19 protein-coding genes are annotated in these 24,967 nt (G+C 41.6%); 10 read left to right on the forward strand and 9 right to left on the reverse strand.

Going from position 1 to position 24,967, the window contains the following annotated elements; all coding sequences use genetic code 11:
- The first annotated feature begins 392 nt into the window (after positions 1 to 392).
- Positions 393 to 1,421 carry an NADP-dependent oxidoreductase gene (locus VUI23_RS00645; RefSeq protein ID WP_342806203.1) on the forward strand — a complete coding sequence of 343 codons (1,029 nt, stop codon included), beginning with the start codon at positions 393 to 395 and terminating at the stop codon, positions 1,419 to 1,421.
- 114 nt (positions 1,422 to 1,535) lie between these two features.
- Complete coding sequence (locus VUI23_RS00650; protein WP_342806205.1) at positions 1,536 to 2,429, forward strand: DUF4437 domain-containing protein; 894 nt, start codon at positions 1,536 to 1,538, stop codon at positions 2,427 to 2,429.
- 178 nt (positions 2,430 to 2,607) lie between these two features.
- On the opposite strand, the gene VUI23_RS00655 is transcribed toward VUI23_RS00650, so the two are convergent.
- On the reverse strand, positions 2,608 to 3,417 hold the full coding sequence (locus VUI23_RS00655; RefSeq protein WP_342806207.1) for an alpha/beta hydrolase: 810 nt from the start codon (positions 3,415 to 3,417) through the stop codon (positions 2,608 to 2,610).
- A 12-nt stretch (positions 3,418 to 3,429) separates the two neighbouring features.
- Positions 3,430 to 4,425, reverse strand: a complete 996-nt coding sequence (locus tag VUI23_RS00660; RefSeq protein ID WP_342806209.1) for an NADP-dependent oxidoreductase — start codon at positions 4,423 to 4,425, stop codon at positions 3,430 to 3,432.
- 257 nt (positions 4,426 to 4,682) lie between these two features.
- Between VUI23_RS00660 and VUI23_RS00665 the strand changes: the two genes are divergently transcribed.
- Positions 4,683 to 5,363: a hypothetical protein gene (locus VUI23_RS00665; RefSeq protein ID WP_342806211.1), complete on the forward strand. Its 681-nt coding sequence runs from the start codon at positions 4,683 to 4,685 to the stop codon at positions 5,361 to 5,363.
- Between the two features lie 146 nt (positions 5,364 to 5,509).
- Here the strand turns inward: VUI23_RS00665 and VUI23_RS00670 are convergent, their stop codons facing one another.
- The 5 genes from VUI23_RS00670 to VUI23_RS00690 form a co-directional block, all read right to left on the reverse strand.
- Entirely contained in the window at positions 5,510 to 6,277 is a 768-nt protein-coding gene (locus tag VUI23_RS00670) for a hypothetical protein (RefSeq protein WP_342806213.1), read from the reverse strand.
- 79 nt (positions 6,278 to 6,356) lie between these two features.
- Positions 6,357 to 8,825 carry a TonB-dependent receptor gene (locus VUI23_RS00675; protein WP_342806215.1) on the reverse strand — a complete coding sequence of 823 codons (2,469 nt, stop codon included), beginning with the start codon at positions 8,823 to 8,825 and terminating at the stop codon, positions 6,357 to 6,359.
- 423 nt (positions 8,826 to 9,248) lie between these two features.
- Positions 9,249 to 10,469 carry an MFS transporter gene (locus VUI23_RS00680; protein ID WP_342806217.1) on the reverse strand — a complete coding sequence of 407 codons (1,221 nt, stop codon included), beginning with the start codon at positions 10,467 to 10,469 and terminating at the stop codon, positions 9,249 to 9,251.
- A 45-nt stretch (positions 10,470 to 10,514) separates the two neighbouring features.
- Positions 10,515 to 11,333 (reverse strand): aldo/keto reductase, encoded by an 819-nt coding sequence (locus tag VUI23_RS00685; protein WP_342806219.1) that lies wholly within the window; start codon positions 11,331 to 11,333, stop codon positions 10,515 to 10,517.
- A gap of 58 nt (positions 11,334 to 11,391) precedes the next feature.
- Entirely contained in the window at positions 11,392 to 12,972 is a 1,581-nt protein-coding gene (locus VUI23_RS00690; protein ID WP_342806221.1) for an FAD-binding oxidoreductase, read from the reverse strand.
- A 403-nt stretch (positions 12,973 to 13,375) separates the two neighbouring features.
- On the opposite strand from VUI23_RS00690, the gene VUI23_RS00695 reads away from it, so the two are divergent.
- From VUI23_RS00695 to VUI23_RS00725, 7 genes are all read left to right on the forward strand, one after another.
- Entirely contained in the window at positions 13,376 to 14,323 is a 948-nt protein-coding gene (locus VUI23_RS00695) for a hydroxymethylglutaryl-CoA lyase (protein ID WP_342806223.1), read from the forward strand.
- 37 nt (positions 14,324 to 14,360) lie between these two features.
- Positions 14,361 to 15,338 (forward strand): 2Fe-2S iron-sulfur cluster-binding protein, encoded by a 978-nt coding sequence (locus tag VUI23_RS00700; protein ID WP_342806225.1) that lies wholly within the window; start codon positions 14,361 to 14,363, stop codon positions 15,336 to 15,338.
- A gap of 374 nt (positions 15,339 to 15,712) precedes the next feature.
- Positions 15,713 to 17,866: a TonB-dependent receptor gene (locus VUI23_RS00705; protein ID WP_342806227.1), complete on the forward strand. Its 2,154-nt coding sequence runs from the start codon at positions 15,713 to 15,715 to the stop codon at positions 17,864 to 17,866.
- 137 nt (positions 17,867 to 18,003) lie between these two features.
- Positions 18,004 to 19,197 carry an NAD(P)/FAD-dependent oxidoreductase gene (locus VUI23_RS00710; RefSeq protein WP_216049307.1) on the forward strand — a complete coding sequence of 398 codons (1,194 nt, stop codon included), beginning with the start codon at positions 18,004 to 18,006 and terminating at the stop codon, positions 19,195 to 19,197.
- Positions 19,198 to 19,205: 8 nt separating this feature from the next.
- Positions 19,206 to 19,952: a hypothetical protein gene (locus VUI23_RS00715; RefSeq protein ID WP_216049306.1), complete on the forward strand. Its 747-nt coding sequence runs from the start codon at positions 19,206 to 19,208 to the stop codon at positions 19,950 to 19,952.
- 1 nt (position 19,953) lies between these two features.
- Positions 19,954 to 20,868: a polysaccharide deacetylase family protein gene (locus VUI23_RS00720; protein WP_216049305.1), complete on the forward strand. Its 915-nt coding sequence runs from the start codon at positions 19,954 to 19,956 to the stop codon at positions 20,866 to 20,868.
- A gap of 30 nt (positions 20,869 to 20,898) precedes the next feature.
- The gene (locus VUI23_RS00725; RefSeq protein ID WP_342806229.1) at positions 20,899 to 22,425 is read left to right on the forward strand and encodes an aldehyde dehydrogenase family protein; all 1,527 of its coding nucleotides are present in this window, start codon (positions 20,899 to 20,901) and stop codon (positions 22,423 to 22,425) included.
- Positions 22,426 to 22,533: 108 nt separating this feature from the next.
- Here VUI23_RS00725 and leuD read toward each other — a convergent pair whose 3' ends face one another.
- Both leuD and leuC read right to left on the reverse strand, forming a co-directional pair.
- The gene (gene leuD, locus VUI23_RS00730; RefSeq protein ID WP_216049303.1) at positions 22,534 to 23,175 is read right to left on the reverse strand and encodes a 3-isopropylmalate dehydratase small subunit; all 642 of its coding nucleotides are present in this window, start codon (positions 23,173 to 23,175) and stop codon (positions 22,534 to 22,536) included.
- Positions 23,175 to 24,602 carry a 3-isopropylmalate dehydratase large subunit gene (leuC, locus tag VUI23_RS00735; protein WP_342806231.1) on the reverse strand — a complete coding sequence of 476 codons (1,428 nt, stop codon included), beginning with the start codon at positions 24,600 to 24,602 and terminating at the stop codon, positions 23,175 to 23,177. The genes leuD and leuC overlap by 1 nt, the downstream gene beginning before the upstream one ends.
- Positions 24,603 to 24,967 lie beyond the last annotated feature (365 nt).

A 24,967-nucleotide genomic window follows, 5' to 3' on the forward strand; every position in this document is an offset into this window, starting at 1 on the left:
TCGTTTAGTATTTCTTTATTGTTTTTTATTACAATTTGTCGAAAAAATTAGATTTAATTCTTCGTTTATTGACAATTATCATTTTAATACCCATCGACTGAACGCTATTATCCAATTACTGTACGAATACGGGCTTTCACAGAAAACATTTTTACGATAGACCTGCGTTAAAGGTTTACCCTAAATTATCGGTCAATACTCAAGAGTGACGATAATTCGACGTTTCGACACATTGAATTTGCGGGAGCATATTCAGTTAGCCTGCATTTTTGCAAACAGACCATATCAACAGTCAACAGATTAATCGAACGGTTATTTCATTGAAGCGAATTCGCTTTATCAAACTTTGAATACAAATAACGGTTCTTTGTAAAGCAATTGAGGACGAACCAATGACATTAAATAGGCAACTTTGTTTGAGTCGAAATATTCGTCAGGGTGAAGCAGTCACTTCTGAACTATTTGAGATGAAAGAAACACCGATTCCAGAGCCGGGTGAAGGTGAATTTTTGGTGAAAACCTCTGCATTGGGTTTTTCTCCGGCGCAACGAGCTTATCTAATGGGTGAAGAGAGTCGCTTTCACGAACCAATTGAGATTGGCGATGTCATGCGAGGACGTGGTGTCGGCGAAATATTAGTGTCTAAAAACAAAGACTATAAAGTCGGTGATGTTGTAGCTTGCTCTACAGGGTGGCAAGACTATTCGGTTCAAAGTGGCGATATCGGTGAATTGTTAGTTAAAACCTTACAAAAAGTCGATAACCCACAACAACCCCAGTATCTTCATTTAGGTATCTTAGGCTCATCCGCATTTTCTGCCTATTTTGGTTTGCTAGATATTGGTAAACCTCAAAAAGGGGAGACGGTTGTAGTTTCTTCTGCAGCTGGTGGTGTTGGTTCAATCGTTTGCCAAATTGCTAAAATTAAAGGCTGCAAAGTTGTCGGTATCGCTGGCGGCAAAGATAAGTGCCAATGGCTAAAAGAGTTTGTTGGTGTTGACGAAACGATAGATTATAAAAATGACGATATTGACGCTAAATTTAAACAATATTGTCCAACAGGCATAGATGTTTATTTTGATAATGTCGGTGGCGATATTCTCGACCTTGCACTAAAAAATATTGCGCTAAAAGGTCGAGCCGTAATTTGTGGAATGATTTCTACCGAATACCAAGAGCCGCCATTGCCAGGTCCTCGTTATTATTACAACGTGATTTACAAAAGAGCGCGGATGGAAGGCTTTTTTGTATGGGACTACTTTAATCAATTCCCTGCGGCCGAAAAGGAACTCATTGACTGGTACAAATCTGGTCAACTCAAACCGACAGAAGATGTTTTTAAAGGGTTGGAATCTGCCCCTGATGCTCTGCAATCGATGTTTGATGGTAGAAGCTGTGGCATCAAAATCGTTGACTTCTAAATTTACGTTGTTTCGCTAATATTGTAATGAATTAGTGGAACAAAATTACTAAAGGACTGAAGTAATAGTAGCCCTTTAAAACTATAATTTTAACTATAACTAATTGGAGAAATCATGAGACCTCATGTAGAAATGATCGACGAAAAGGACTTGATTTGGCATCCTTCAGAATTAAAAGGTGCTACCGAAGGCGAAGCTAGACAACGCAACCTTTCTTATGACGAAGAAGATGGTTCAGTATCAGCCAAGATTTTGTTCGACACCTACTGGGCTCGTCCCGCTGGTGTTCATGTGGCACAAACCGAATGGTATGTCCTCAGTGGTGAAGTGAAAATTGGTGATGAAGTTCTTATTGAAGGCGGCTACTGGTGTACTCCTCCTGGTGTATTGTGTCCGGCAATTGAAGTTAAACCAGGTACAGAAATTTTGTACTTCCGCGAATTTGGTACTTGGGAATTTGAAGAAGCCAGTGCAGATAAAGAAGGCGTTCGCGAAGACCAAAAACTAGTTGTTAAGCACAGTAATTTGATGGATTGGGTTCCTGTTGAAATTGGTAGCCCTATGGATTTCTCTGCTGGTGGTACACCGGTACCAGGTTTGTTCATTAAATTATTGTTCCGTGATGAAAAAACCGATTTTTATACTCGTTTAATTAAAGCTAAGCCAGGTTGGGTGGAACATCCACTTGCTCATCACCCAGTTTATGAAGAAGCCTATACGCTTGAAGGTACATTCGAATTTAACTTTGGTAAACAATGGCCAGGAGTTTACTTCTTCCGTCCACCATTGATTCGTCATGGTGACTTTGTAGCGGGACCTGAAGGCACAACATGGCTTCTGCGTTGTGATGGTCGCTTAGTTGACTGGTATACTGATAATGCGAAAATGGAAATGCATGGCGACCCTGTAAACTGGGGTCCTGATTATCCTGGAACACAAGCGCCAGAGCCATTGCAACCAGTACGTTCTAAGTCTCTAGGTCCAATGAAAGACCCGTATTACACTTAATTAGTAATCATCTAATAAGCTGATATTAATTATTATCAGCTTTAGATAAAACCTCAGTTGTATTTTCATCAATACCTCTGAGGTTTTTTGTTAGTGACACTGAATTAGCTATGCCCACAAAGGTGAGCCGAAATAGGCAGTAGGGCTATTCATAGTCCTGTCGATAACTGAGGGATAATTAGTGGTTCAGAAAAGCCCGAAACTTTTCACCCATTTGTTGCGGATTTTCAAAAGTGCTAAGGGCTCCCGCATTACTAATGGTGGTTATTTCACATTGTTTAATGCGCTCTATGGCTTTTTCAAGCTCTTGTTCAGAGTAAAATAAATCGTTTTCTGCCCCGAATACCAACGTAGGGCATTCAATGCGGCTCATCCAATCTTCTTTTTCCATCCACTCTAAGACACAATGATGTATATCGTAGGGGCGCAATCGTCCAGCCTGGCCAATTATAAAGGGCTTATAACGGGTTTCTAATGAACTTGTAGGTGCGAGCATTTGATAGCGTTTCCAAGCGTCGGCAATGAACTGTCCTTCAGAGTCCATAGGAATTTCTCGGCTCAAAGGCTTCTTTTTCAATGCTTCGATAAATGCGTGAATTTGTTCCTTAGATGCCAACATTTCGCAGGAAATGATTAACTTAGACACCTTATTTGGATATCGAGTGGCAATTGAGGTGGCAAGGGCAGCACCTGAATGATTGCCAACTAACATTACCGACTCAAATCCGAGTTTTTCGATAAACTGTACGGTTACATCGGTAAAATCCTCTATTTGCATCGGATAATCTGGATCATAAGATTGACCGTGTCCAGGCATATCTGGTGCAATTATCATAAAGTCCTTGGCAAGTAGTGGGATGATGTCATCCCACTCAGCGCTGCTCATTGGCGATTGATGCAATAAGAAAACAGGCTGTCCTTGACCAGCCACAAGAAAATGAATTTGGCCATTGGGTAAATCAATATAGTGTCTTTTCACTGCTGTCATGACCTACCCCTTCTATTCTGAAACTTTGACTATAACTTTACCGATATTTTTACCGTTCATTAGTCGACAGAAAGCATCGGGAGCATTTTCAATGCCAGTAGTAATCTCTTCAAACAACATTAATCGTTTATCGTCGATGTATGCTTGACACTCTTTGATGAACTCGGCTCGTTGTCCTTCAAAATCATAAACCACAAAGCCATATACAGTAGCCCGGCTTTTTATCCACATTGCTGGCATAGGGCCACCAGAACGCTCAGTTTTATTTACTTCGGACATGATGCCACACAGAATAACCCGAGCGCCTATGGCCAATTGAGTTGAAACGATATTTAGTGTTTCGCCACCCACTAAATCTAAATAAATATCGACACCGTCAGGGCAGTGCTCTTTCAATTTCTCTGCGACATTTTCATTTTTGCGGTCAATACAAGCATCGTAGCCCAGTTTTTCAATGGCCAAGCGGCATTTTTCTTCGCCACCGGCAATACCGATAACTTTGCAGCCGTAAATTTTGGCAAGCTGAGCGGCTGTAGAGCCTACTCCACCAGTTGCTGCTGGAATAACTACTGTGTCACCTTGTTTGGGGGCACCTTTAAGAATTAAAGCAGCGTAAGCTGTTAAACCTGTAGAACCTAAAGCAGATAAATAAGCAGAATAAGACGAGGCATCTGCAGGCAATTTAGTGAGCGCTTTAGCCGGTAAAACTGCATATTGCTGCCAGCCTCCAAAACCTCGTACGATATCACCCTTTTTAAACTCATCAGATTTGCTATCGATGACACGAGCTACTGTTTCACCGTTCATCATTGTTCCTGGCAATACCGAACCGGAAATATGTAATCCTGATATTTGACTGCGCATATAAGGGTCTAACGACAAATACATAATCTGGCACAGCACCTCATCGTTTTGCAAATTAGCTACTTCAGCTGTCGCTAATTTAAAATCAGATGGTTTTGGCACGCCTACAGGCGTTTCACTTAATTGAACGATTGTATTGATCATGTTTTCTCTTCTTATCAGCAAAAATGCAGTCAACTTTCGACTAACAATGGAATTTGATATTAGTTTAGTTTGTTTAGCTGCAAGGTACTTTGATAATTGTCATATAAGACATCTGTCATAGATAATCATTAATAGCCCTCGAATTTTAAAAAGTATTTAGAGCTGTTTTTGGGTTTTCTTTCGCAATTTTGATTTTTGTTAAGGACGGTACAAATTCTCACTGTATTGTAAACTCAGCTTAAAAGAGGAGTTAACAAATGGGTATCGTAGAACTTTCCGTTCTAAAATGGGCACATATTATTGCAATGGTTTACTGGTTAGGTGGTGAGTGGGGGGTATTCCAAATCTCGTTTAACGTCGTTAATAGAAAGTTATCTATGGACGAAAGGAAACGACATTTAGAAACCGCATATCGCATAGATATACTTGCTAGAACAGGCATTTTATTATTATTTCCCCTTGGTTTCCACATGGGAAATATCTGGGGAATACAGCCCTATGGTGGTTGGGCACTGGTAGCAGTTTGGTCTGTTTTTGTGCTTTGGTTGGCACTTTGTTGGACGGCTTTTTTCTTCCGGGAAACGGATCGTGGTGTGATGCTGACAAAAATAGACGAAAAGCTACGTTATATATTGATTCCTGTAATCGCTATCTGTGCTATTTCTTCTCTATCAGGAAACGGTCCTTTTATTGCGGTAGAAGGAATGCGTTGGTTCTCAGTAAAGATTTTATTGTTTTCTGTTTTGCTATGTATTGGTTTGTACCTAAGATTTGTTATGCGTCAATGGACAACTATTTTCAGACAACTAGCTGAAAAACAAGATGACGCTTTAGAAGCTGAACTTGAGAACTCGATTCGAATCTCTCGCTATTTAGCATATCTATATTGGATCATTATTGCCGGTGTAGGCTTCTTGGGAGCGACAAAACCTTTCTAAGGTATGTCACTTCAGATAGTCAGAAGGCTTTAACATTTTATGTTAAAGCCTTTTTTAATGCCTGCTATTCATCCACTAAGGTGCGCCAATAGTAAGTGCTGGTTGATGCTTTATTGCCATTTACAAACTAGGAGGTATACAGCTACTTACTGGGTTTCTAACCATGTTGCTTTATATTTTCCTTGCTCATCGGTTGTCACCACAACACCGGTGTTGTAGCGCTGGCGTAATAACTTTTGTTGTTTTTCTATCTCAGCGTGTTGAATTCGAACTGCCGAAAATACAGAAACGCCCCGCAATGGCCCGAGTTCATATATTTTATCTTCTGGATTAAGTCCTAAATTAACCACAATACGTGTATTGGGATTGGGTAAAGAGATTAGCATTTGGTAAGCGAGTTGCTTAGTTGATTTATTGGTTGAGGTAAAAAGAGCACTATTTTGCGTAATTGGTTGTATTTTGTCTTCTGTTCCAGCTCTATAGGCATTGAGAGGGGAGAAGACCACACTGCCAGGTGCTTGCAGATTATTGACAGAATGGGCTTTGCTAATTTGCACCAGTTGTACACCCATTGATTCGGGTATTTCGAGCCCAACGGCGCTACCTGGAAAATAACCAGGTGGGTAGAATTTCCTTTCCGTTATACTGGCCTCTGTTGCATTCACATCAATAGAGAAGATAGTGCCGTAGTGTTTTATCTTAGTATTAAATTTACCATCCATGTAGGTATTTTCACTAAGCCAATGGCCCTGTTGAACAGTCCAAAATGGCACAGATTTTAAATCTTCTGCATAGCTAGTGATTGCCGTACCAAGCAACATAGTGCCAGCCAATATTTTACAAACTAGCATGGGGGCTAAAGATTTAGTCGTTTTATGCAATAAGCGCATAGTTCGGGTCAGAGTTAGTAACATAATTAAGCCAATGAGTGTGTTAAGTGATGTAATAAAAAAAGGCGCCTAGATTAGGCGCCCTCGAATAACCAATTACAAATTAAAATGCGTAAGCGACTTTTACACCCACTTCTCTTGGCATAATGGGGTCAACTACCGCACCTTGTGTAGCGAAGAAGTTTGGTATAGCACTGAAGTCTGTGTTACGACGTCCAGTAGCCCATCCATCTTCATCTGTGCAGTTTTTACAGTACAGTTCTACATCGATACCACCTTCATGTTGGAATCCCAAAGAGAGACTCAACAATGAATATGAATCAATTGTGGTCAAGTTGAGCTCGTCAGTATAGGTTTTACCTCTGTAGGTTAAATCGGCACGCACAGAGTAGTCCCATTCACTGTTTAAGGTATCTTTCCAGCTAGCACCGATCGCTCCACTGTGTTTTGGTGAACGAGGTAAAGTATTACCGTCAGCTTTTAAGAATGTGCCATATGGCAGTCCAAGTACCGAGCGGAAAGAGTTACTGTCGTATCTATCATACTCAGATTCAGTATAGCCGTAGGCAAATTGCATATTAAGGTTTTTAGTGATCTGCCAGCGTCCTTCAGCCTCGATACCTTGCTGTGTACTAGAGCCCTCTAAAACAGGGTTTAAGAAGTAAGCTGTGCCTGTTTCAGCACCAAAGAAAGAATAGAGACCTGAAGATTTCATGCCTTCCCATTCTTGATAAAAAGCCACCAATGAGTACCACACACTGCCATTTAGTACAGACTGTTTTAAACCTAATTCATAACTAGTTAAACTTTCTTCTCCCGTGGTCTTTTGCACATTCGGGTTTTCTGCCAAGAATGCTGCTGCATCACCTTGGTCAATTGAATCAAGCTGTGAGTTATATGATCCTGGCAACAATGCCTCGGCATAGGTTAGGAATATATTGGTGTCTTCATCTGGTTTGTATTGAAGGCTCACTCGAGGCAAGAATGCATCGTAGTCTTGCTCTACTGGATCAGTAAGTGTTGCTTCGGTAAAGCCGCCACGAGTAATTGTCGTATCTTCTTGGTAACGACCTTCAAATACGGCAGTAAATTCATCACTGAAGTCATATTCAATGGCACCAAAAACACCTGTTGAAGCGACGTTATTAGCATCTATTGAACTTGATCCATAACCCAGTAATAAACCACCGAAGTAACCATTAAATACATTCCAACCACCATCAACGTCACCCATTTGATCAATTTCTGATTTACTCACACCTACCATCCAACGCAACTTGCCTGCATTATCAAAAGTGAAACGAGCTTCTGTTGACCAAGACTCTAATTCCAACCAAGTTGCAGTTAACCAAGCTTGGCTGTCTGTTTGGTCGCTATCGCGTATTTGCGTGGTATCTCTTTTATTGTAGCCGGCTAAAAATGAGAATGTGTAGTCATCAGATATGAGGTATTCAGCATCTATTGAAAACGATACTAATTCACCCGCCAGACCTATTTTATTTAGGCTTGGTGTATCACCTGATGCAGGACGTTGGTTTAATAAATCTAAAGTGTTGTATGTACCGTCCGCTATGGTTTCTCCATATAACGGCTGGCCAGCTACAACCAAATCGTAAATGGTCGCATTGTTGCTTACATCTATGGTTGGTAATGAGCCAATTAACCAAGGCTGAGTAAATGCCGTATCTAGGCTGCCATTATTCGTTGGAATAGTAAGTGCATCGCCTGCTGAAACATTGTTATAAATAGAGAAAGGAACAAAGGTAGATGCGGTTGCACCGTCATCATCTTCGGAATAGGCAAAGCGAGTTTTTATGCTTAAGTCATCGGTTGGTGTAAATGACACTATTAACGAAACACCTGTGGTTTTTTCTTCACCTAAATCACCGCCATCATTGGCTGTAAAAGGAGCCCCTTGTTTACGAGTAAAGGCAGTTAATCGTGCATTTATGTTTTCAACAATTTCGCCTTCTACATAACCTTCTAGTTCTTGGCTACCAAATGTAGGGCTATAATTTGCAGAAACGCCAGCACTGAAATCACTTGAAGGTGTTACCGTCGTATAGTTAATCGCACCACCAAATGTGCCGCGACCAAAGTATACCGGTTGAGGCCCACGTATTACTTCAACTTGAGATATATCACTAAAAGAAACAGAGCTAGAGCCGCCTAGCATGGAAATACCATCTACTAAGAAACCACCTGTTTGACTGGTAGGCGTTGTTATGGCGATATCCATTCCCCTGAAACGAATACCTGGGTTGAATCGGCCTGGTTGGGAGTTACCCACGTTTTGGAAATCCAAATTAGGCGCAAAATTAGCTAAAACTTCTAAGTCGGATATCCCTTTCTCTTTTAAATCTGCACTAGTAAATGCTTGGATTGAAAGAGGTACTTCTATAATGGATTCATCTGTTTTACGCGCACTAACCGTAATTCTTTCCAGTGAATTACTGTTAACCTCAGTTTCTGCGCCAGCATCTTGAGCGTGTACCAGCGTTGTAGCAATTGGAGATAACGCGAATGCGGTTCCCGCAATATACACGTATTTGCGTAATTTAGAGTTGATCATAACCATTCCTTTTTTAGTGTTTATCTAGGCAGCGATTAACTTTTACGAAAAATGAAACGTTTTTTTGTGATTTTTGTGATTTTTGTGTTTTTTAAATAACCTGTAACATTTAAAAGTTAACCGACACTCGCAACCTTTGTGCTTATGTGCTACCAGCATAAGCAGCTTGAATTTTCGCCGCCTTAACAAATGTCAAAAACCAAGTGATTTTTGTGTTTTAATTTATCTAAACCTGTTGGACTGCGGTAAATACTTAATATTATTAGCATTTTCCAAGATGTTTGCAGGTAGGTGCTAGTCTAAAAGTAGCAAAATTGTATTAAGGGAAACCAAATGGGATGAAAAAGATGTAATCAATCAGAGAGGGGGGAGGGCGCCAAGACCCTAACAAAATACGTTAAGGCCTTAGCTCAATATCGTTGGCTAAGCAGCCGTTTTACTTAATTTAGTATAGGCAGTTTCTTTTACTTGGGTAATACACGGAATGGCTATCAAAATAAGTCCAAAGAATACCCAAAAAGCTAAATCGTAGCTTGAGTTCATTCCATAAAATACACCGGTAAGCCAAATACCTAATCCGCCGCCTAAGCAATCTAATACGGTAATTGTTCCAAGTATTTTGCCTGCTGACTTTAATCCAAAACAATTAACTGCAGACAATTGAATGGTCGTGTACACGCCGCCCCAGCCTAGGCCGAACAATACGATTGCTTCCCACAAAACAGCTTTATTCATCAATGCTAATAATAACGACCCGGTCAACATTATCGCTATATTACCAATGAAAACCTTTTTGAAATGTATGTGGTCAGCGACAAAGCCAAAAACAAATTTACCAATCAACGCGCACATAAAAAATAAACTAATTGCGTTTGCGGCAGTGCTAGTTTCAAACCCCAAATCACGCATATATAGGAATAGATGAGCTTGAACACCTAAGACCGTATAAAAGGTGGTCATGGCAACTAAAGTAAGTGCCCAAAAAGTGCGGGTGCGAAGTGCGTCTAAATAGCTCATACCTGTTAATGGTTGAGGTTTGCTTTGCTCCGCTGTTTGGTTGGCTTTCTGCTTCATCTGTGAAGGGCGATCTTTTACTAAAACCGCGACTACAATCAACATAGTTAAAGGAAATGCGACGGCCCATTGCATGGTTTCTCGCCATCCGAACAATTCGTTCATATATAAACCGTATTGAGGGAATAAAACACCTCCTAAACTAGTGCCAACTAAGGTAATACCAATGGCCGCGCCACGTTTTGAGGTAAACCAATTGGAAACTAAAATAACCGCAGGATTAAGACCACATAGAATCAATACTAAACCAAGTAATGCGTGGACGACATACAATCCTTGCAATGAATCTATTTGGCTATATGAAAAATAAGCTGTGGCTAATAATACCCAACCCATAAGTAACGCACGTTTAGCACCTATCTTGTCGATTATCATGCCACCGAAGGGAGCTAATAAAGCACTAGTGGCAAAGGTCACCATATCTCTGAACTTTAGTTCTCCTCGGCTCCATCCGAATTCTTTTATTAGGGATTCATCAAAAACAGATAAACCGGAAATGCCCATACCGTTACTAACAAGTAACGCGATACATGCAATAGAGGCGATTAGCCATGGATAATGTTTATTCATATTATTTCCAATGTTAGTCATTGTGTTTTAGGTATTAGGTTCTGCTTAAACGAAGTCGAGTGGATCTGGTCCGAGTCGCTGGTTTTTATCTAACGCATCTATTGTTTTGAGTTCATCCGGAGTCAAAACGAAATCGAAAACATCAATATTTTCAGCAATACGAGATGGAGTAACAGACTTAGGTATGACTAAGGTGTTTTTCTGTATGTGCCAACGCAATACTACCTGTGCTGGAGACTTTTGATGTGCTGCTGCGATGGCCATCACTTCTGGACGCTCAAAAATACCTTCACCACCTTGTGCTAAAGGACTCCATGCTTGGACCAATATATCCCGTTCAGTGCACCATTTAGATATGGATTGTTGGCTAAATAGGGGATGTTTTTCGATTTGGTTTATTACTGGCGTGACGCCGGTTTGCTGGATGAGAGTGTCGATATGTTCAGGTAAAAAGTTGCTTACCCCAATGGATTTTACCAAACCGCTGTGTTGCGCTTTAATTAACTCTTTCCAAGCATTGGTATATTGACCTAAAGAAGGTGCGGGCCAATGGATCAGATAACAATCTAAATAATCTAGTTCTAGAAGCGTTAAACTTTTCTCAAGGGCTTTTTGGACATTACCCTGATCTTTGTTCCATAACTTGCTGGTAACAAAAATGTCTTCTCTGGCTAAATTACTCGACTTGATGGCAGTGCCAACACCACTTTCATTTTCATAAACAGAAGCTGTGTCAATTAAGCGATAACCCGCATCGAAAGCAGCGTGAATGGCGCTTACAACCTGTTCGTTACTGGCCTGCCATACACCCAAACCCAATTGGGGGATTGCATTTCCATCTAACATTTTAACGCTATTTGTCATTGTATTCTGTTCCTTTCGCGGATGCTTGCGCACTGCATTTAGCCTAATAAAAGGGAAGTTATAATCCTAAAGAGCCTGGATTAACAAGTCGCTCGGGATCAACTAGCCCTTTGATACGTTCAATGAGTTGTAAAGCTGTTGGTTTCAGACCTTCTTTATAGGCATAACTCTTTCCTATTTGGAAATGCACACCACCCATCTCACTGAATTTTGCCGCTATTTCTTTTTTTATCTTGGTAACGGCGTCACGGGCTTCGATGTTTTCGTCAAACTTTTTCAATTTATTATAATGGGCCGACTCTACGCTTTTTTCGTGCAATTCGTTGAGACAGTCTTGCCAAAAAAATACCGGCTCAATGACGAATGCATTGGTAGAAATAACCGCAAATAAATAACCAACACCAATATTCAATCGCTCCATTTCAGCTTTGTGACTAGTAAAAATGGCTTCAGCAGCATTAAACGCAGGGATGACTTTTGAGTGAGGGAATTGACCATGAACGGGTACCCAACGCTCACCATTTGGGCCGACCATATTATTTACTGGACCAAAAGGGTTCGCTCGGAGGATTTTGGGAATCGTATTTTCAATCTCTTTACCGTTATTTTTTTTCACAATGGCGCGGATATCATCAAGACATTGTTTTGCCGCTTGTGGTGAACGCTCTTCTATAAATGCATGTATTGAAAAATCAACATCATCCATAAAACCTCTGCCAGCAAACGCTATCTTAGATCCTTGTTTGATGGCTTGGCCAATAGACCCTGCTGATTTCATAAAACCAACCAGTGCTTTAGCATCAGAGGCTAAACTCTCCCGTTGTTTGCGCTGCGCTTGCAAAAACGGATCGAATCCGAAACATTCCATGGCTAAACCACGACGAGAAATTTCACTCATCGTAGTTAATGCATCATCCGAACTCTTAAAGTCCATCGAAATGTATTCTCTGGCAGTTAATTCGGGCATTAAGCGAAATGTTGCCCGTGTTTTAAATCCTAACGAGCCAGTATCGCCAACAAATAAACCAGTTAAATCTGGTCCAAAATGGCGGAAAAAAGGAGTGCCATTGACTTGAGCTGCTGATCCGGTTTCTACTATTGAACCGTCAGCAAGTACGACTTCGATACTGATAACAGAGTCACCTATAGCTCCAAAGTGACCGGATCCCCAAAACATACCATTTTGTGATAACCCGCCACCTACTGTAGCGTAAATTCCTGACAATGTTCCCCAGCATGGAGTACGCAAACCGGTACCTTTCAATGCTTCATAAAGCGCTTTCCATGTACATCCACACTCAACTGTGACGTACATATCCTGTTCATTTATTTCTAGCACTTTAGACATTCTACTCATATCAATAATGATAGAATTGTCTTGTTGCGGCACATATCCACTGGTGTACGACATACCTCCACCGCGGGGGATAGTGATATATTTGTGTGCTGTAGCTGTTTTAACAACGTCAGCTAATTCGCTAGTAGAGCCTGGCTGAACAACGGCAATAGCAGGTTTTTCTTTAGTAAAAACATCTTGCGCATAGAGACTACAAGAATAGGAATCGGTTAAAACGTGTTCTTGACCAACAAATTTTACTAAGCTTTCTAAAACCTGTGATATATCACTTCTGCTATTCACTCTTCGTCTCCAAAAAAGTCTATTCAACCGAGCTAGTATGCGTGTTTGTTAGTAATATTCAGTTTCAACCTGACACTATAAATCTATTGGTCGCATGCTAAATCTAATTAGTAAAGTACTATTAATATAACAATAAAGCAATGCGTTCAAGAGATTAAACCAGCGATAAAGCTAGAATCGAAAAGTTAGGTGTCCATCTGCAGGCATAGTTCAACAAGCTAACTGATTCTTCCAACATAATCACATTAAACTTAAATAAATTTATTTAAATCATATTCTTAGAGTTTCGTTGAGGTGCACAAATTGTGCTTTGTTAATGGCTTAAAATGAACCAAGACTAATTTATTTGAAGAAAAAGACCGAATGATATATATTTATATCTTTACTTTGTCGGTGTTATGTTATGAATCCAGATATAGATGTGGAAATTAGTGAAGTAGGCCCACGAGATGGTTTGCAAAGTATCAAACCAATTATGTCTACTAATGATAAAAAACGCTGGGTTAGTGCGTTAGCCGCGGCTGGCATTCCTGAAATTGAAGTCGGTTCATTCGTACCAGCGAGTATTCTTCCTCAGTTAGCTGATACCGCTGAAATAGTCGCTCATGCGCGCACAATTCCGGGCTTAAATGTGGCTGTGTTGGTCCCGAACTATCGGGGAGCTCAAGATGCAATAAAAGCCGGTGCACATAAAATAACTATTCCTTTGTCGGTGTCTGAAACCCATAGTTTAAAAAATGTACGCCGCACACACGCTCAAGTTATTCAAGAAGTTGCAAAAATTCGAGAACTGATTAATCAATCTGATAATCCGCAAAAACCGATACTGGAAGGTGGATTATCTACCGCCTTTGGTTGCACTTTAGAAGGAAATGTACCTGAGTCTAAAGTTTTCGAGATGGCTGAGAAATTAATTGAAGCTGGTTGTGACGAAGTGGGCTTATCGGATACCACAGGCTTCGGTACTCCGAATCAAGTGAAGCGATTAACCCTCGGGATTTGGGATCTAGTGGGCAAAGACAGACTTACAGGTATTCATTTGCACAATACTCGTGGTCAGGGACTCGCTAATGTGATGACCGCCCTCGAAGTCGGCTTGAAAACCATAGATTCTTCAATGGCAGGAATCGGCGGCTGTCCATTTGCTCCCGGTGCTTCAGGTAACATAATCACTGAAGACTTGGTTTTTCTACTTGAGGGTATGGGGTTAAAAACAGGAATCAACTATCAGCGTTTATTGTTAGCTCGAAAAATTCTGCGTGACAGTTTACCTGTTGAAGTTGATTTGTATGGCTTTACACCTGAAGCTGGATTGCCGAAGGGGTTTCAGATGGCCACAGCACAATATTAATTGATTTCACAATGTGTTTCTGCATGAAGTTGCAACTATGAAAATTAGTATAAAAAATGGAACTAGTTTCCAGCAAAATAGTGGCGAAACAATTCTTGATGCCAGTATCAATGCTGGCTATCCGATTAATCACAGTTGCCGGTCTGGTCGCTGTGGTTTTTGTAAGGTGCAATTACTTTCCGGCGAAACTTCTGCGTATCGTGCAGAGCAACTTTTACAGCAAGACAGAGATGACAATTGGATACTCTCATGTTGCCATACCGCGTTGACTGATATTGAAATTGATGCCGGTAACCTTACTCAAGTAATCATTCCTAAAGTTTGTTCGATTCCCTGTGCGATTGATGCAATTGAGTTGTTGAGCCCGACAATGTTAACGGTAACTTTACAGCTACCATTGATAGTTAAATTTATGTATCTAGCTGGGCAATACGTGGATGTATTTACATCAGAGGGACTATCAAGCAGCTATTGGTTGAGTAAAGCGAGTGTAGAGCAGCAAAAAATAGAACTACACATTGCGCACAATGAACTAGATCCTATGCATCAATATTGGTTTCATCAAGCCAAAGTCAAAGAGCTTCTTAAACTTGAAGGACCTAAAGGTACCCACTTCTTGCGTGACACTGCCCATCGAGATCTGTTCTTTCTAGCGTTTGGGGCTGGTATTGCTGCTATTACAGCCATGCTAGAAGCCCATGCAAATTTAGCAAAAGACAAGCAAGCTGCAAGTATTACCGTGATTTGGCAAGGTCAACAGCCAGAAGATTTCTATTTTGATGTAGCGCAAATGGATAGTGATATTCGATTTATTCGCACGTTGTCTTCAGCTTGTCCCGCTTGGTCTGGTCAATTGGGTGAAGCGCAAGATGTTATGTTGGGTATGCAACCCCAAATGCACAATGCTGATGTGTATGCCACTGGTCCTGCTTTTAAGTTAGAGCATGCACAAAAAGTATTAAGCCAGCATGCTCTTAATCCTAGACGTTTTTTTTCACAGGCAACCTGTGAATAAGTTTGCGATCAATGTCGGTTTACTTCGGCCGTTCTTTTGTCTCAACCGAAAATGTTCACAGACTTCCAGACTTGCCCGATTCAGTAAAAAGCGCTTATTTCAGCAGTTGAAGAAATCCGAATATTAGTGCGCAAATATTGACAATTGTCATAGTGAAGTGAGTGAGTTAACGGTAGATTAAATCCATCTTGGCGCGATTATATCTGAATTGGTTTAGCTGTAATCCTATATACATCAAGCACTTGTGTTTGCAGTGCAGAGTCATACGAGTTTACCCCTTCTTGTCTGAGTAAGGGTGAAGTTTAGTTTAGAAAATAGCAGAAGATATACACATAAAATCTTACTAATAATAATGTAACTTCGGAGAAAGCACTATGAAAAAAGCGAACATAAGCCTCATGATTAAGATGGCCTTGGGGGGCGTTTTAGCTTCCTCAGGTGTCGCTTTTGGGCAAGACAGTCAAACCTCTGATTTAAGCCTAGAAAAGATTACGGTGACGGCACAGCGGAAAGAGGAAAGTATCCAAAGCTCTCCTGTTTCCATTTCCGCACTGGGTCCCGAAGATATTGAACGACTACAAATTGATAATACAAAAGATCTAAGTCAGGTTATGCCCAATGTCATGATTAAGGGGGTTACTGGTGGTAGCGCCGGGATTACGCCTTTTATTCGTGGTGGAGGGGTGACCGATGGTGCACTTATTACTTCTGAGCCAGAAGTGGGTATCTACATTGATGATGTTTATCAACCTCGATCTGCGGCGTCTTTCATTGAATCCCTAGAACTAGAACGCATTGAAGTACTTCGTGGGCCGCAAGGAACACTTTACGGACGTAACAGCTCGTCAGGTGCCCTGAAAATTATTTCTCGGGTACCAGATGATTTATTCCGCTTTAAAAACGAAGTAGGGATTGGTAGCTGGAACGAAATATATGACAAATTTAGTATCAGTGGCCCGCTAAGTGAAGACGAAAAGCTGCGCGGTGGCATTACCGGCATGCTGCGCAAGCGCGATGGTGGCCGCCAGTATAATGCAACATTAGATAAAGAGGTTGGTGAAGAAGACTACGCAGGTTTCCAGGGCGACTTATTTTATGAAGGTGAAACGTACACCGCAAGGTGGAAGTACTTTTATACCAATTATGAAAGTGACGGCCTATATGCATCCTCCCTTGACCCTTTTCAAGTTGATAATGAATACGACCAAATACCCTTTACCTCTGGCGAATTCGATACGGTTTTATCGCCTTTTGAATCCTCAACTGAAGATAAACAATATGGTACCAGTGTCCATCTAACCAAACAAATCAGTGATTCCATGAAGCTGTTATCGGTTACCTCATGGTCAAAGTTGCAGAATGATTGGTCTACTGGGTTCAGTGGCGGTGTGGCAAATGCGTTGTTAGGCATAGAAGGTGATGGTTACGTGGAATTATTTTCACGGGATTCCGTCAGTGATCAAAACAGTTTTAGCCAAGAGTTACAATTGCAGGGCGAGGCTTGGGAAAACCGAGTAAGTTATATTGCCGGTTTGTATTATTTTAACGAATCAGGCGAACAAATTGTCAATTCAACGGTTTTCTTCGCCCCTTCCTATGGCGATTTTGACATAGATACAAAAAGTTATGCGGTATTCGGTCAGGCTAATGTCAACTTAACAGACAAACTTGGTTTGATTGTTGGTGCCCGTTATACCCGAGATGAAAAATCCCTTGACGCTACCCTAGAAACAAGTCCGGTAAACCGTGAGGATACCTTCAAAAAATTCACGCCTAAAGTGGCCTTAAACTATCAAGCCAACGACGACTTGTTGCTTTACACAAGTTACACCGAAGGCTTCAAAGCTGGCGGATACAATAGTTTGGCGTCTACACCAGAAGGTCTTAATACGCCCTTTGAGATGCAAGTGATGGATGCTTATGAAGCGGGTTTGAAAAGTGAATGGTGGAACAACCGTTTACGTATCAATGTCGCCGGATTTTTCAATGAATATTCTAGTTTACAACAACAATCTGTAGACGAATTTGGTTCATTTATTACTGAAAATTACGATGCCGAGCATAAGGGTATCGAGGTCGAACTTAATGTTCGTTTAACCTCTAATTTGAATTTATGGGCTAACGGTGTTTCCCAAGATAGCGAATATACCGCTGTCAGTGTTAATGGCGTTTCGTCAAACGGTGGCTTGGTCGGCAACAAAATGACCAATGTGTTTGAGTTTCAATATGCAGCAGGATTGGACTATACACAAGACATTGGTGACGGAACCTTAATGTTAGGCACGAATGTTAATCATCGTGATGATTATTATTCAACAGCAGATAACTCAGAGATTGGTCATATAGAGCCAGTAACATTAATCGATGCTTACGCGGCTTACGCCTATGAACGCTGGAAATTCACTTTATCGGGTAAAAACCTTGGTAATGAAAAATACGCGTTTACCGGCTTTGGCTTTAGTTTGATTCAACCTCGTTTTATGGCCGACCCGATGACGTGGCGATTGAGTGTATCGTACGAATTATAGAAAAATCATCTGGAAAGGTTAGGACAATGTGAGAACCACATTGTCCCTTTATAACGCTTAAACACTCAACATCTAAATGTCTTTGATGTGGTGTTTGATGTAAGCACTTACTCTTTTTGAATAAAGGTGAAATTAATATGAAATCTACACAGATTATTGTGGCAGGTGCAGGCCCTGTAGGGACGGTTACCGCATATCGTCTAGCAAGTATGGGGTTTGATGTCATGTTGTGTGAAGCCGGCCCTAATTGTGCTGTTGATTTGCGCGCATCGACCTTCCATCCGCCTACTTTAGAAATGCTTGATGAGCTAGGCATGGCCGACGAACTAATCGAACGAGGACTGAAAGCGCCGATTTATCATTTCCGTGAACGGGCAACCGGAGAGGTTGTTGAATTTGATTTATCTGAATTAGAAGGTAAGGAAAAATTCCCTTACCGCTTGCAGTGCGAACAACATGTACTAGCCAGTATGGTTGCCGAAAAATTAAATAATCATCCTAAAGCTGAAGTTCGATTTAGTCACCGAGTGGTCCACTTTGAACAGACCGACGATGGGGTTGAAGTGGCACTAGAAGGGCCTTTTTCGATTGAAAAAGTAAAAGCCAAATATTTGGTCGCCGCGGACGGTGGTAATTCAATTATTCGCAAATGGTTAGGCGTTGAATTTGAAGGCTTTACCTACCCTGAAAAGTTCTTAACCCTATCTACAAAAGTTGAGTTAAAAGACTACATCGATAACCTTGCTTACGTTAGTTACGTGTCCGATCCAAAAGAATGGATGGTACTGCTACGTGTGCCAAGTGTTTGGCGAATTTTGGTACCTGCTAGTGAAGATCAACCAGACGAGTACTTATTGTCTGATGAGAAGAAAAACCAGGTATTCCGAGATTTAATCGGTCGTGATGATGTTGAGACTGAACATAGAACCATTTACCGGGTACATCAACGGGTAGCTAAAAAATTCAATCACGGACGAGTATGTTTGGTCGGTGATGCTTGTCATATGAACAATCCACTAGGTGGTTTTGGCATGAATAGCGGTATTCATGACGGTTGGAATTTAGCCGACAAAATCAAGTTAAACCTTACCGAAGGTCATGATGACGCTAATTTTGAATTATATGACGCTCAACGTCGTCCAGTAACCCATAGTTTTATTCAAGCGCAGACGATGCAAAACAAAAAGCTGTTAGAGCATAGTCCTGAAGAGAACCATGCGATGCGTTTACAAGAAATGCACGATATCTGCAATGACGACGAAAAACGCTTAGCTTTTCTGAGACGACAAGCCATGTTTACCAGTCTTGAAGAAGCTAACAAAATCAAATAGGAAAAATAATGAAAGACGCACTTGGATACAGAGCTAAATTTGGCGTATTAGGTCCTTCGACTAATACAATTGTGCAACCTGAATTTGATGAAATGCGCCCTGCTGGTGTCACAAATCACTACAGCCGTATCGTAATTGAAAATGCAAAAGCTGTTTCAAATGATAGTTTTATGGCCGGCACCAAGATGATTGATGAAGGTACCGAGGAAGCGGTAAGAGGCGTATTAACTTGTGCACCTGACTACTTGGTTATGGGTATGTCTGCGGTGACTTTTTATGGTGGTGCTAAAGGCGCAGAAGCCTGGAAAAAACGCATTGAAACGTTTTCAGGCTTAAGAATTTCAATGGGGTCAGAGTCACTTATTGCTGCGATGGAAGCTATTGGTGGAATTAAAAAGGTAGCCTTTTTATCGCCTTATTTCCCAGTTGCAAACAAAGAAGTTGAAAACTATTTGAGCGATTACGGATACGAAACTGTGCGTGATATTCCGTTACAACGTCCTAGCTGGTTGAGTATTGCTGAAACACCGTTTTCAATGTCTCGCGATACTGTGAAGAAACTTGATAGCGATGATGTTGATGCAATTATACAAGTTGGTACTAACCTTTGTATGGCAAGACTTGCGCCTAAATTAGAACTTGAATTAGGTAAACCAGTTATTGCGATTAATACGTCCACTTATTGGCATGCATTACGTGCATACGGCATAACCGACAAGGTTAGCGGTTTTGGACGTTTGTTAGAGGAGTTTTAAGATGGAGTATGATTACGTACCAATTAGCGAACGTGGTCAATTAAAATGGCCCGATGGTAAAAAAGTCGCTTTGATTTTAACCTTCAATCTTGAAACATGGGATCTGACTAAGGACACCGACGAGCCTTACTATGCTGGTGGTCCAGCAGTATTGCCGGATACTTTGCCTGGTAATATTCCTGATTTTCCAAATTTCAGCTGGCGTGAATACGGTCAGCGTGTTGGCATATGGCGTTTATACGAGCTATTTGATGAACTTAAAGTAAAAGCCAGTTGTACGACTAATGCAGTCACTTTTGAGCGTCGTGCTGCTATGGTGCAAGCTTGTTTAGATCGTGGGTGGGAATTGATTACCCATAACTACGAGCAAGGTGAATTACTTACTAATTTCGCACATCAGCCAGAAAAAGAGCAAGAAGTTATCTCTCGTTCAATCGATATGTTTGAACAATATGTTGGTAGACGTCCGGTTGGTTGGTTGTCGTCGTCATTGCGCGGTACGCTAAATACGCCAGCTATTCTTGCTAAAGAAGGCTACAAGTTTTATTGCGACATTATGAACGATGATCAACCCTTTATGATCCGCACTGATAACGGCCCAATAGTGTCAGTTCCTTACTCTAATGAAATCAATGATTTCACTATCATAACTCGCCGTGGACACACTACCGACGAGTATAGAGATATTTTGATTGAAGAATTGAATGTACTGTATAAAGAAGGTGCTACTCAGGCTCGTATCATGAACGTTGGATTACACCCTCATGTTACCGGTCGAGCTTATCGGATTAGAGCGATTCGAGAGTTTATTGAATACGCAAAAACCTTACCTGATGTTTGGTGGACGACACGAGAAGAGATTGCTGATTGGTATTTAGAACATCAGCAAGAACATCATATTCCTGGTCAAATATAAGTCGAACTGAAATCCAATAAGGAGTCTTTTATGACGAATGCAATACTAAACGACGGCGTTATTCCAGAACCGCAAACTCAAGCAGTACGCGATTTACTTGCGACAACACCTGATAAGCAGCTGTTCATTAACGGAGAGTATTGCTCGCCTAAAAGTGGCCAGTATTTAGAAACCTGCGATCCTGCTACGGGTAAAATCATAGCGCGCATCGCCAATGCGAATCAGACTGATGTGGATAATGCGGTCGCCGCTGCACAACAAGCATTAAAGGGTCCTTGGGCAACGATGACACCTATGGAGCGCAGCATGATTCTAAATCGTATCGCTGATTTAGTTGATCTGCATATGGATGAATTATGCGAATTAGAGGTGCTTGACCAAGGTAAGCCATGGTTTGTGGCACGTTGGGCGGAAGTGCCAGCTGTTGCGGGACAGTTTCGCTTTTTTGCCGGACAAGCACTGACCCTTGATGGCAATACGTTGAACCCATCAGTGAATTACCAACCTGAAGGTAAACAAGTTCATGCCTGGACTGTGCGCGAACCTGTGGGAGTGGTCGCTGCCATTACCCCTTGGAATTCACCGTTAATTCTTACTGCCATGAAGTTAGCTCCAGCGCTCGCCGCAGGCTGCACCATAGTGCATAAACCCGCAGAACTAACTTCGCTCACAGCATTACGTTTGGCCGAGTTAATTACTGAAGCGGGCGTACCACCTGGGGTAATGAATGTTGTGACCGGTGACGGTGCGCAGTGTGGAAGTGTGTTAGCCAGTCATGCGGGTGTGGATAAAGTGGCTTTTACAGGTTCAACAGCTACTGGTCGCGCAATAGTCGAAGCCAGTAAGCAAAATTTAACCCGTGTTACGCTAGAGCTAGGTGGTAAATCGCCAGCCATTGTACTCCCAGATGCTGACTTAGATTTAGCTATTCCAGGCATTGCCAATGGTATCTTTTTCAATGGCGGTCAAGTGTGTGTGGCGAATTCGCGAACCTATATCCATCGTTCTATTTTCGACAAAGTTGTTGAAGGTATTGCAGCTTATGGAGCAGGTTTGAAAGTAGGGCATGGGTTAAACCAAGATACGCAAATGGGACCTGTTGTTTCTGCTCAACAAGCGCAAAAAATTGAGCAGTATATTAAAGGGGCGAAAGCTGAAGGTGCGACTATTTTAACCGGTGGTGAACGTTTCGGCAGTGCTGGGACTTTTATACAGCCCACTGTGGTTACAGGTACAAGCACCACCAGTCCTATTCATTGCCAAGAAGTCTTTGGTCCGGTAATTGTTGCAGAACCTTATGATGACATTAACGAAGCGTTGCAGTGGAGTAATGACAATGAATATGGTTTAGCGGCGAGTGTTTGGACTGAAAATTTATCGACTGCTCATCGTTTGTCTCGTCAGATACAAGCCGGAACCGTTTGGATTAATACCCATTCTATGTTTGACCCAGCGATGCCTATCGGTGGAATGAAAAACTCTGGTTATGGTCGTGACAGCGGCAAGCAAGCCATGGATAACTATTTGGAGTGGAAAACGGTGTGCGCCGTTTTGTAGTGTTAATTTACACTCTGTAGTAAATCAGAAAGCGGATATTGATGTTTCAATATCCGCTTTTTTAATTGCCCTAGCATCTGTGATAGACGCTAGGTTAATTGATTGTTGTTAGTTGCTAAACAACCATTTTTCAGTGGTTTTCAATTGGTCTTCAAAACCTTGGATGGCACCTTTTTGCAGCAGGGTTATTGATATTTCATCGTGCCCTTGTAACAAATTTTGGCGTCTAGATTCATCAACAGTAAATGACCAACTGTGCTCAGTTCCATAACTCACTTTACAATTTTCTAAGTCAACAGTAAGTTGAATTGCGTCATGTTGTGCCGTTAGCTTGAATAACTTATCAACTACATCTGAAGGTAAAACAACGGGTAATACGCCGTTTTTGAAACAGTTGTTATAGAAGATGTCAGCGAAGCTAGGCGCAATTACCGCCTTGATTCCATAACCTTTTAACGCCCAAACTGCGTGCTCTCTGCTTGAACCACAACCAAAGTTTTCCCGCGCAATAAGAATGCTGGCATCAGTATATAGAGGGTTGTTCAAAACAAAGTCTGGGTTAGGTCTGCGGGTTTTAGTGTCTGTCCTGACATCACCAGGATCTAAATAACGTAAATCATCAAATAACCAATCGCCAAAGCCAAATTTACTAATCGACTTTAAATATTGTTTTGGCAGGATTGCATCAGTATCGACGTTGCTGCGATCAAAAGGTAAAACAGTACCTGTGTGAGATAAGAATTTTTCCATTATTGGACTCCACCTTCAGTGATATCGACAAAATGACCAGCAATAGCTGCAGCCGCAGCCATCGACGGGCTTACAAGGTGGGTTCGTCCACCACTGCCTTGACGTCCCTCAAAATTACGATTTGAGGTAGAAGCGCAATGTTCTCCCGTCATTAAACGATCGGCATTCATCGCTAAGCACATAGAACAGCCAGGCTCACGCCATTCGAAACCGGCAGCCAGAATGATTTTGTCTAAACCTTCAGCTTCAGCTTGTTGTTTGACTAAACCAGATCCAGGTACCACCAAAGCTTGTTTGATTGTTTTGGCAACCTGCTTACCTTCAACTACTTGCGCAACAGCGCGAATATCTTCGATGCGAGAGTTGGTACAAGAACCAATAAAAACACGATCTAAGTTAATATCAGTTATTGGTTGTCCGGCGCTTAATCCCATGTAATCAAGGGCTTTTTGATAGTCTTCAGATTTCCCTTTGAACAGGTTTGGGTTGGGGATTAACTGATCCACAGATATCACCATCTCTGGTGACGTTCCCCAACTTACTTGCGGTTTTATATCTTGCGCATTAAATTGAAATTCCACATCAAATTTGGCATCTACATCACTATGCAATTCTCGCCACATAGTCGTCGCTTCTTGCCATTGTTCGTTTTTAGGCGCAAAAGGACGACCTTCAATGTAATCCTCGGTAACCTGATCATAAGCAACTAGTCCCGCTCGAGCGCCAGCTTCGATGGCCATGTTGCATACTGTCATGCGGCCTTCCATGCTTAAGCCGCGGATGGTTGAACCAGCAAACTCTATGGTAAATCCAGTGCCAGCGGCAGTGCCTATTTTACCAATAACATAAAGCACAACGTCTTTGGCAGTAACACCTGGATGCAGTTCACCGTTTACTTCTACCAGCATATTTTTGGCTTTGCGTTGCAGTAAACATTGGGTGGCTAATACGTGCTCGACTTCGGACGTACCTATACCCACTCCCAATGCGGCAAATGCACCATGAGTTGCGGTGTGAGAATCGCCACAGACTATTGTCATGCCAGGCAGTGTTAGCCCTTGTTCTGGCGAGATGACATGCACTATTCCTTGACGTATATCCTTAAGATCAAATTGCTGAATATTGAAGTCATGGCAGTTATCATCAAGGGTTTTTACTTGGATTCGCGATATGTCATCGGCAATACCTTCGATGCCTTCTTCGCGACCAGTGGTAGGTACATTATGATCTGGTGTAGCAATAACTGAGTCACGACGCCATGGTTGCCGGTTTGCTGCGCGCAATCCTTCAAAAGCCTGGGCTGAGGAAACCTCATGTACTATGTGCCTGTCTATGTATATCAACGACATGCCATCTTCAGAAGTCGTTATACAGCGACGTTCCCAAAGTTTGTCGTAAAGGGTTTTAGGGTTATCTTGTTTAACCATTTAATCTATTCTCCGGATTTCGTTTACTGGCAATTTGCATTTAAATGACTGAAACCAACCGCCGGTTTTGCAGCCATGCTTGATTTGATTTTATCTTTTCGTTACCTAACTTTAAGCGTGTTGGAATGCAGGCGTAATAGATGCTCGAAGATGGATTTCTTCTATGCAACGGGCTTCAATTTCGTCAATACTGTCACCGTGATTGGATAGTGAAATTTGGCCACCTTATTCACAAAGCGTTTCTCGTACTGTTGCTATGGCGTTTAAATCATCCTTGTTGTCAGAAATGCCAACAGCTAAAAGATGAGTCATCTTTTCATTCCCTCAGGTTTACTAAACTCAGGTTTTTAATTTATCTGGTTTAT

This window comes from Alteromonas sp. M12 (assembly GCF_037478005.1).
Taxonomy (GTDB): Bacteria; Pseudomonadota; Gammaproteobacteria; order Enterobacterales; family Alteromonadaceae; genus Aliiglaciecola; species Aliiglaciecola lipolytica_A.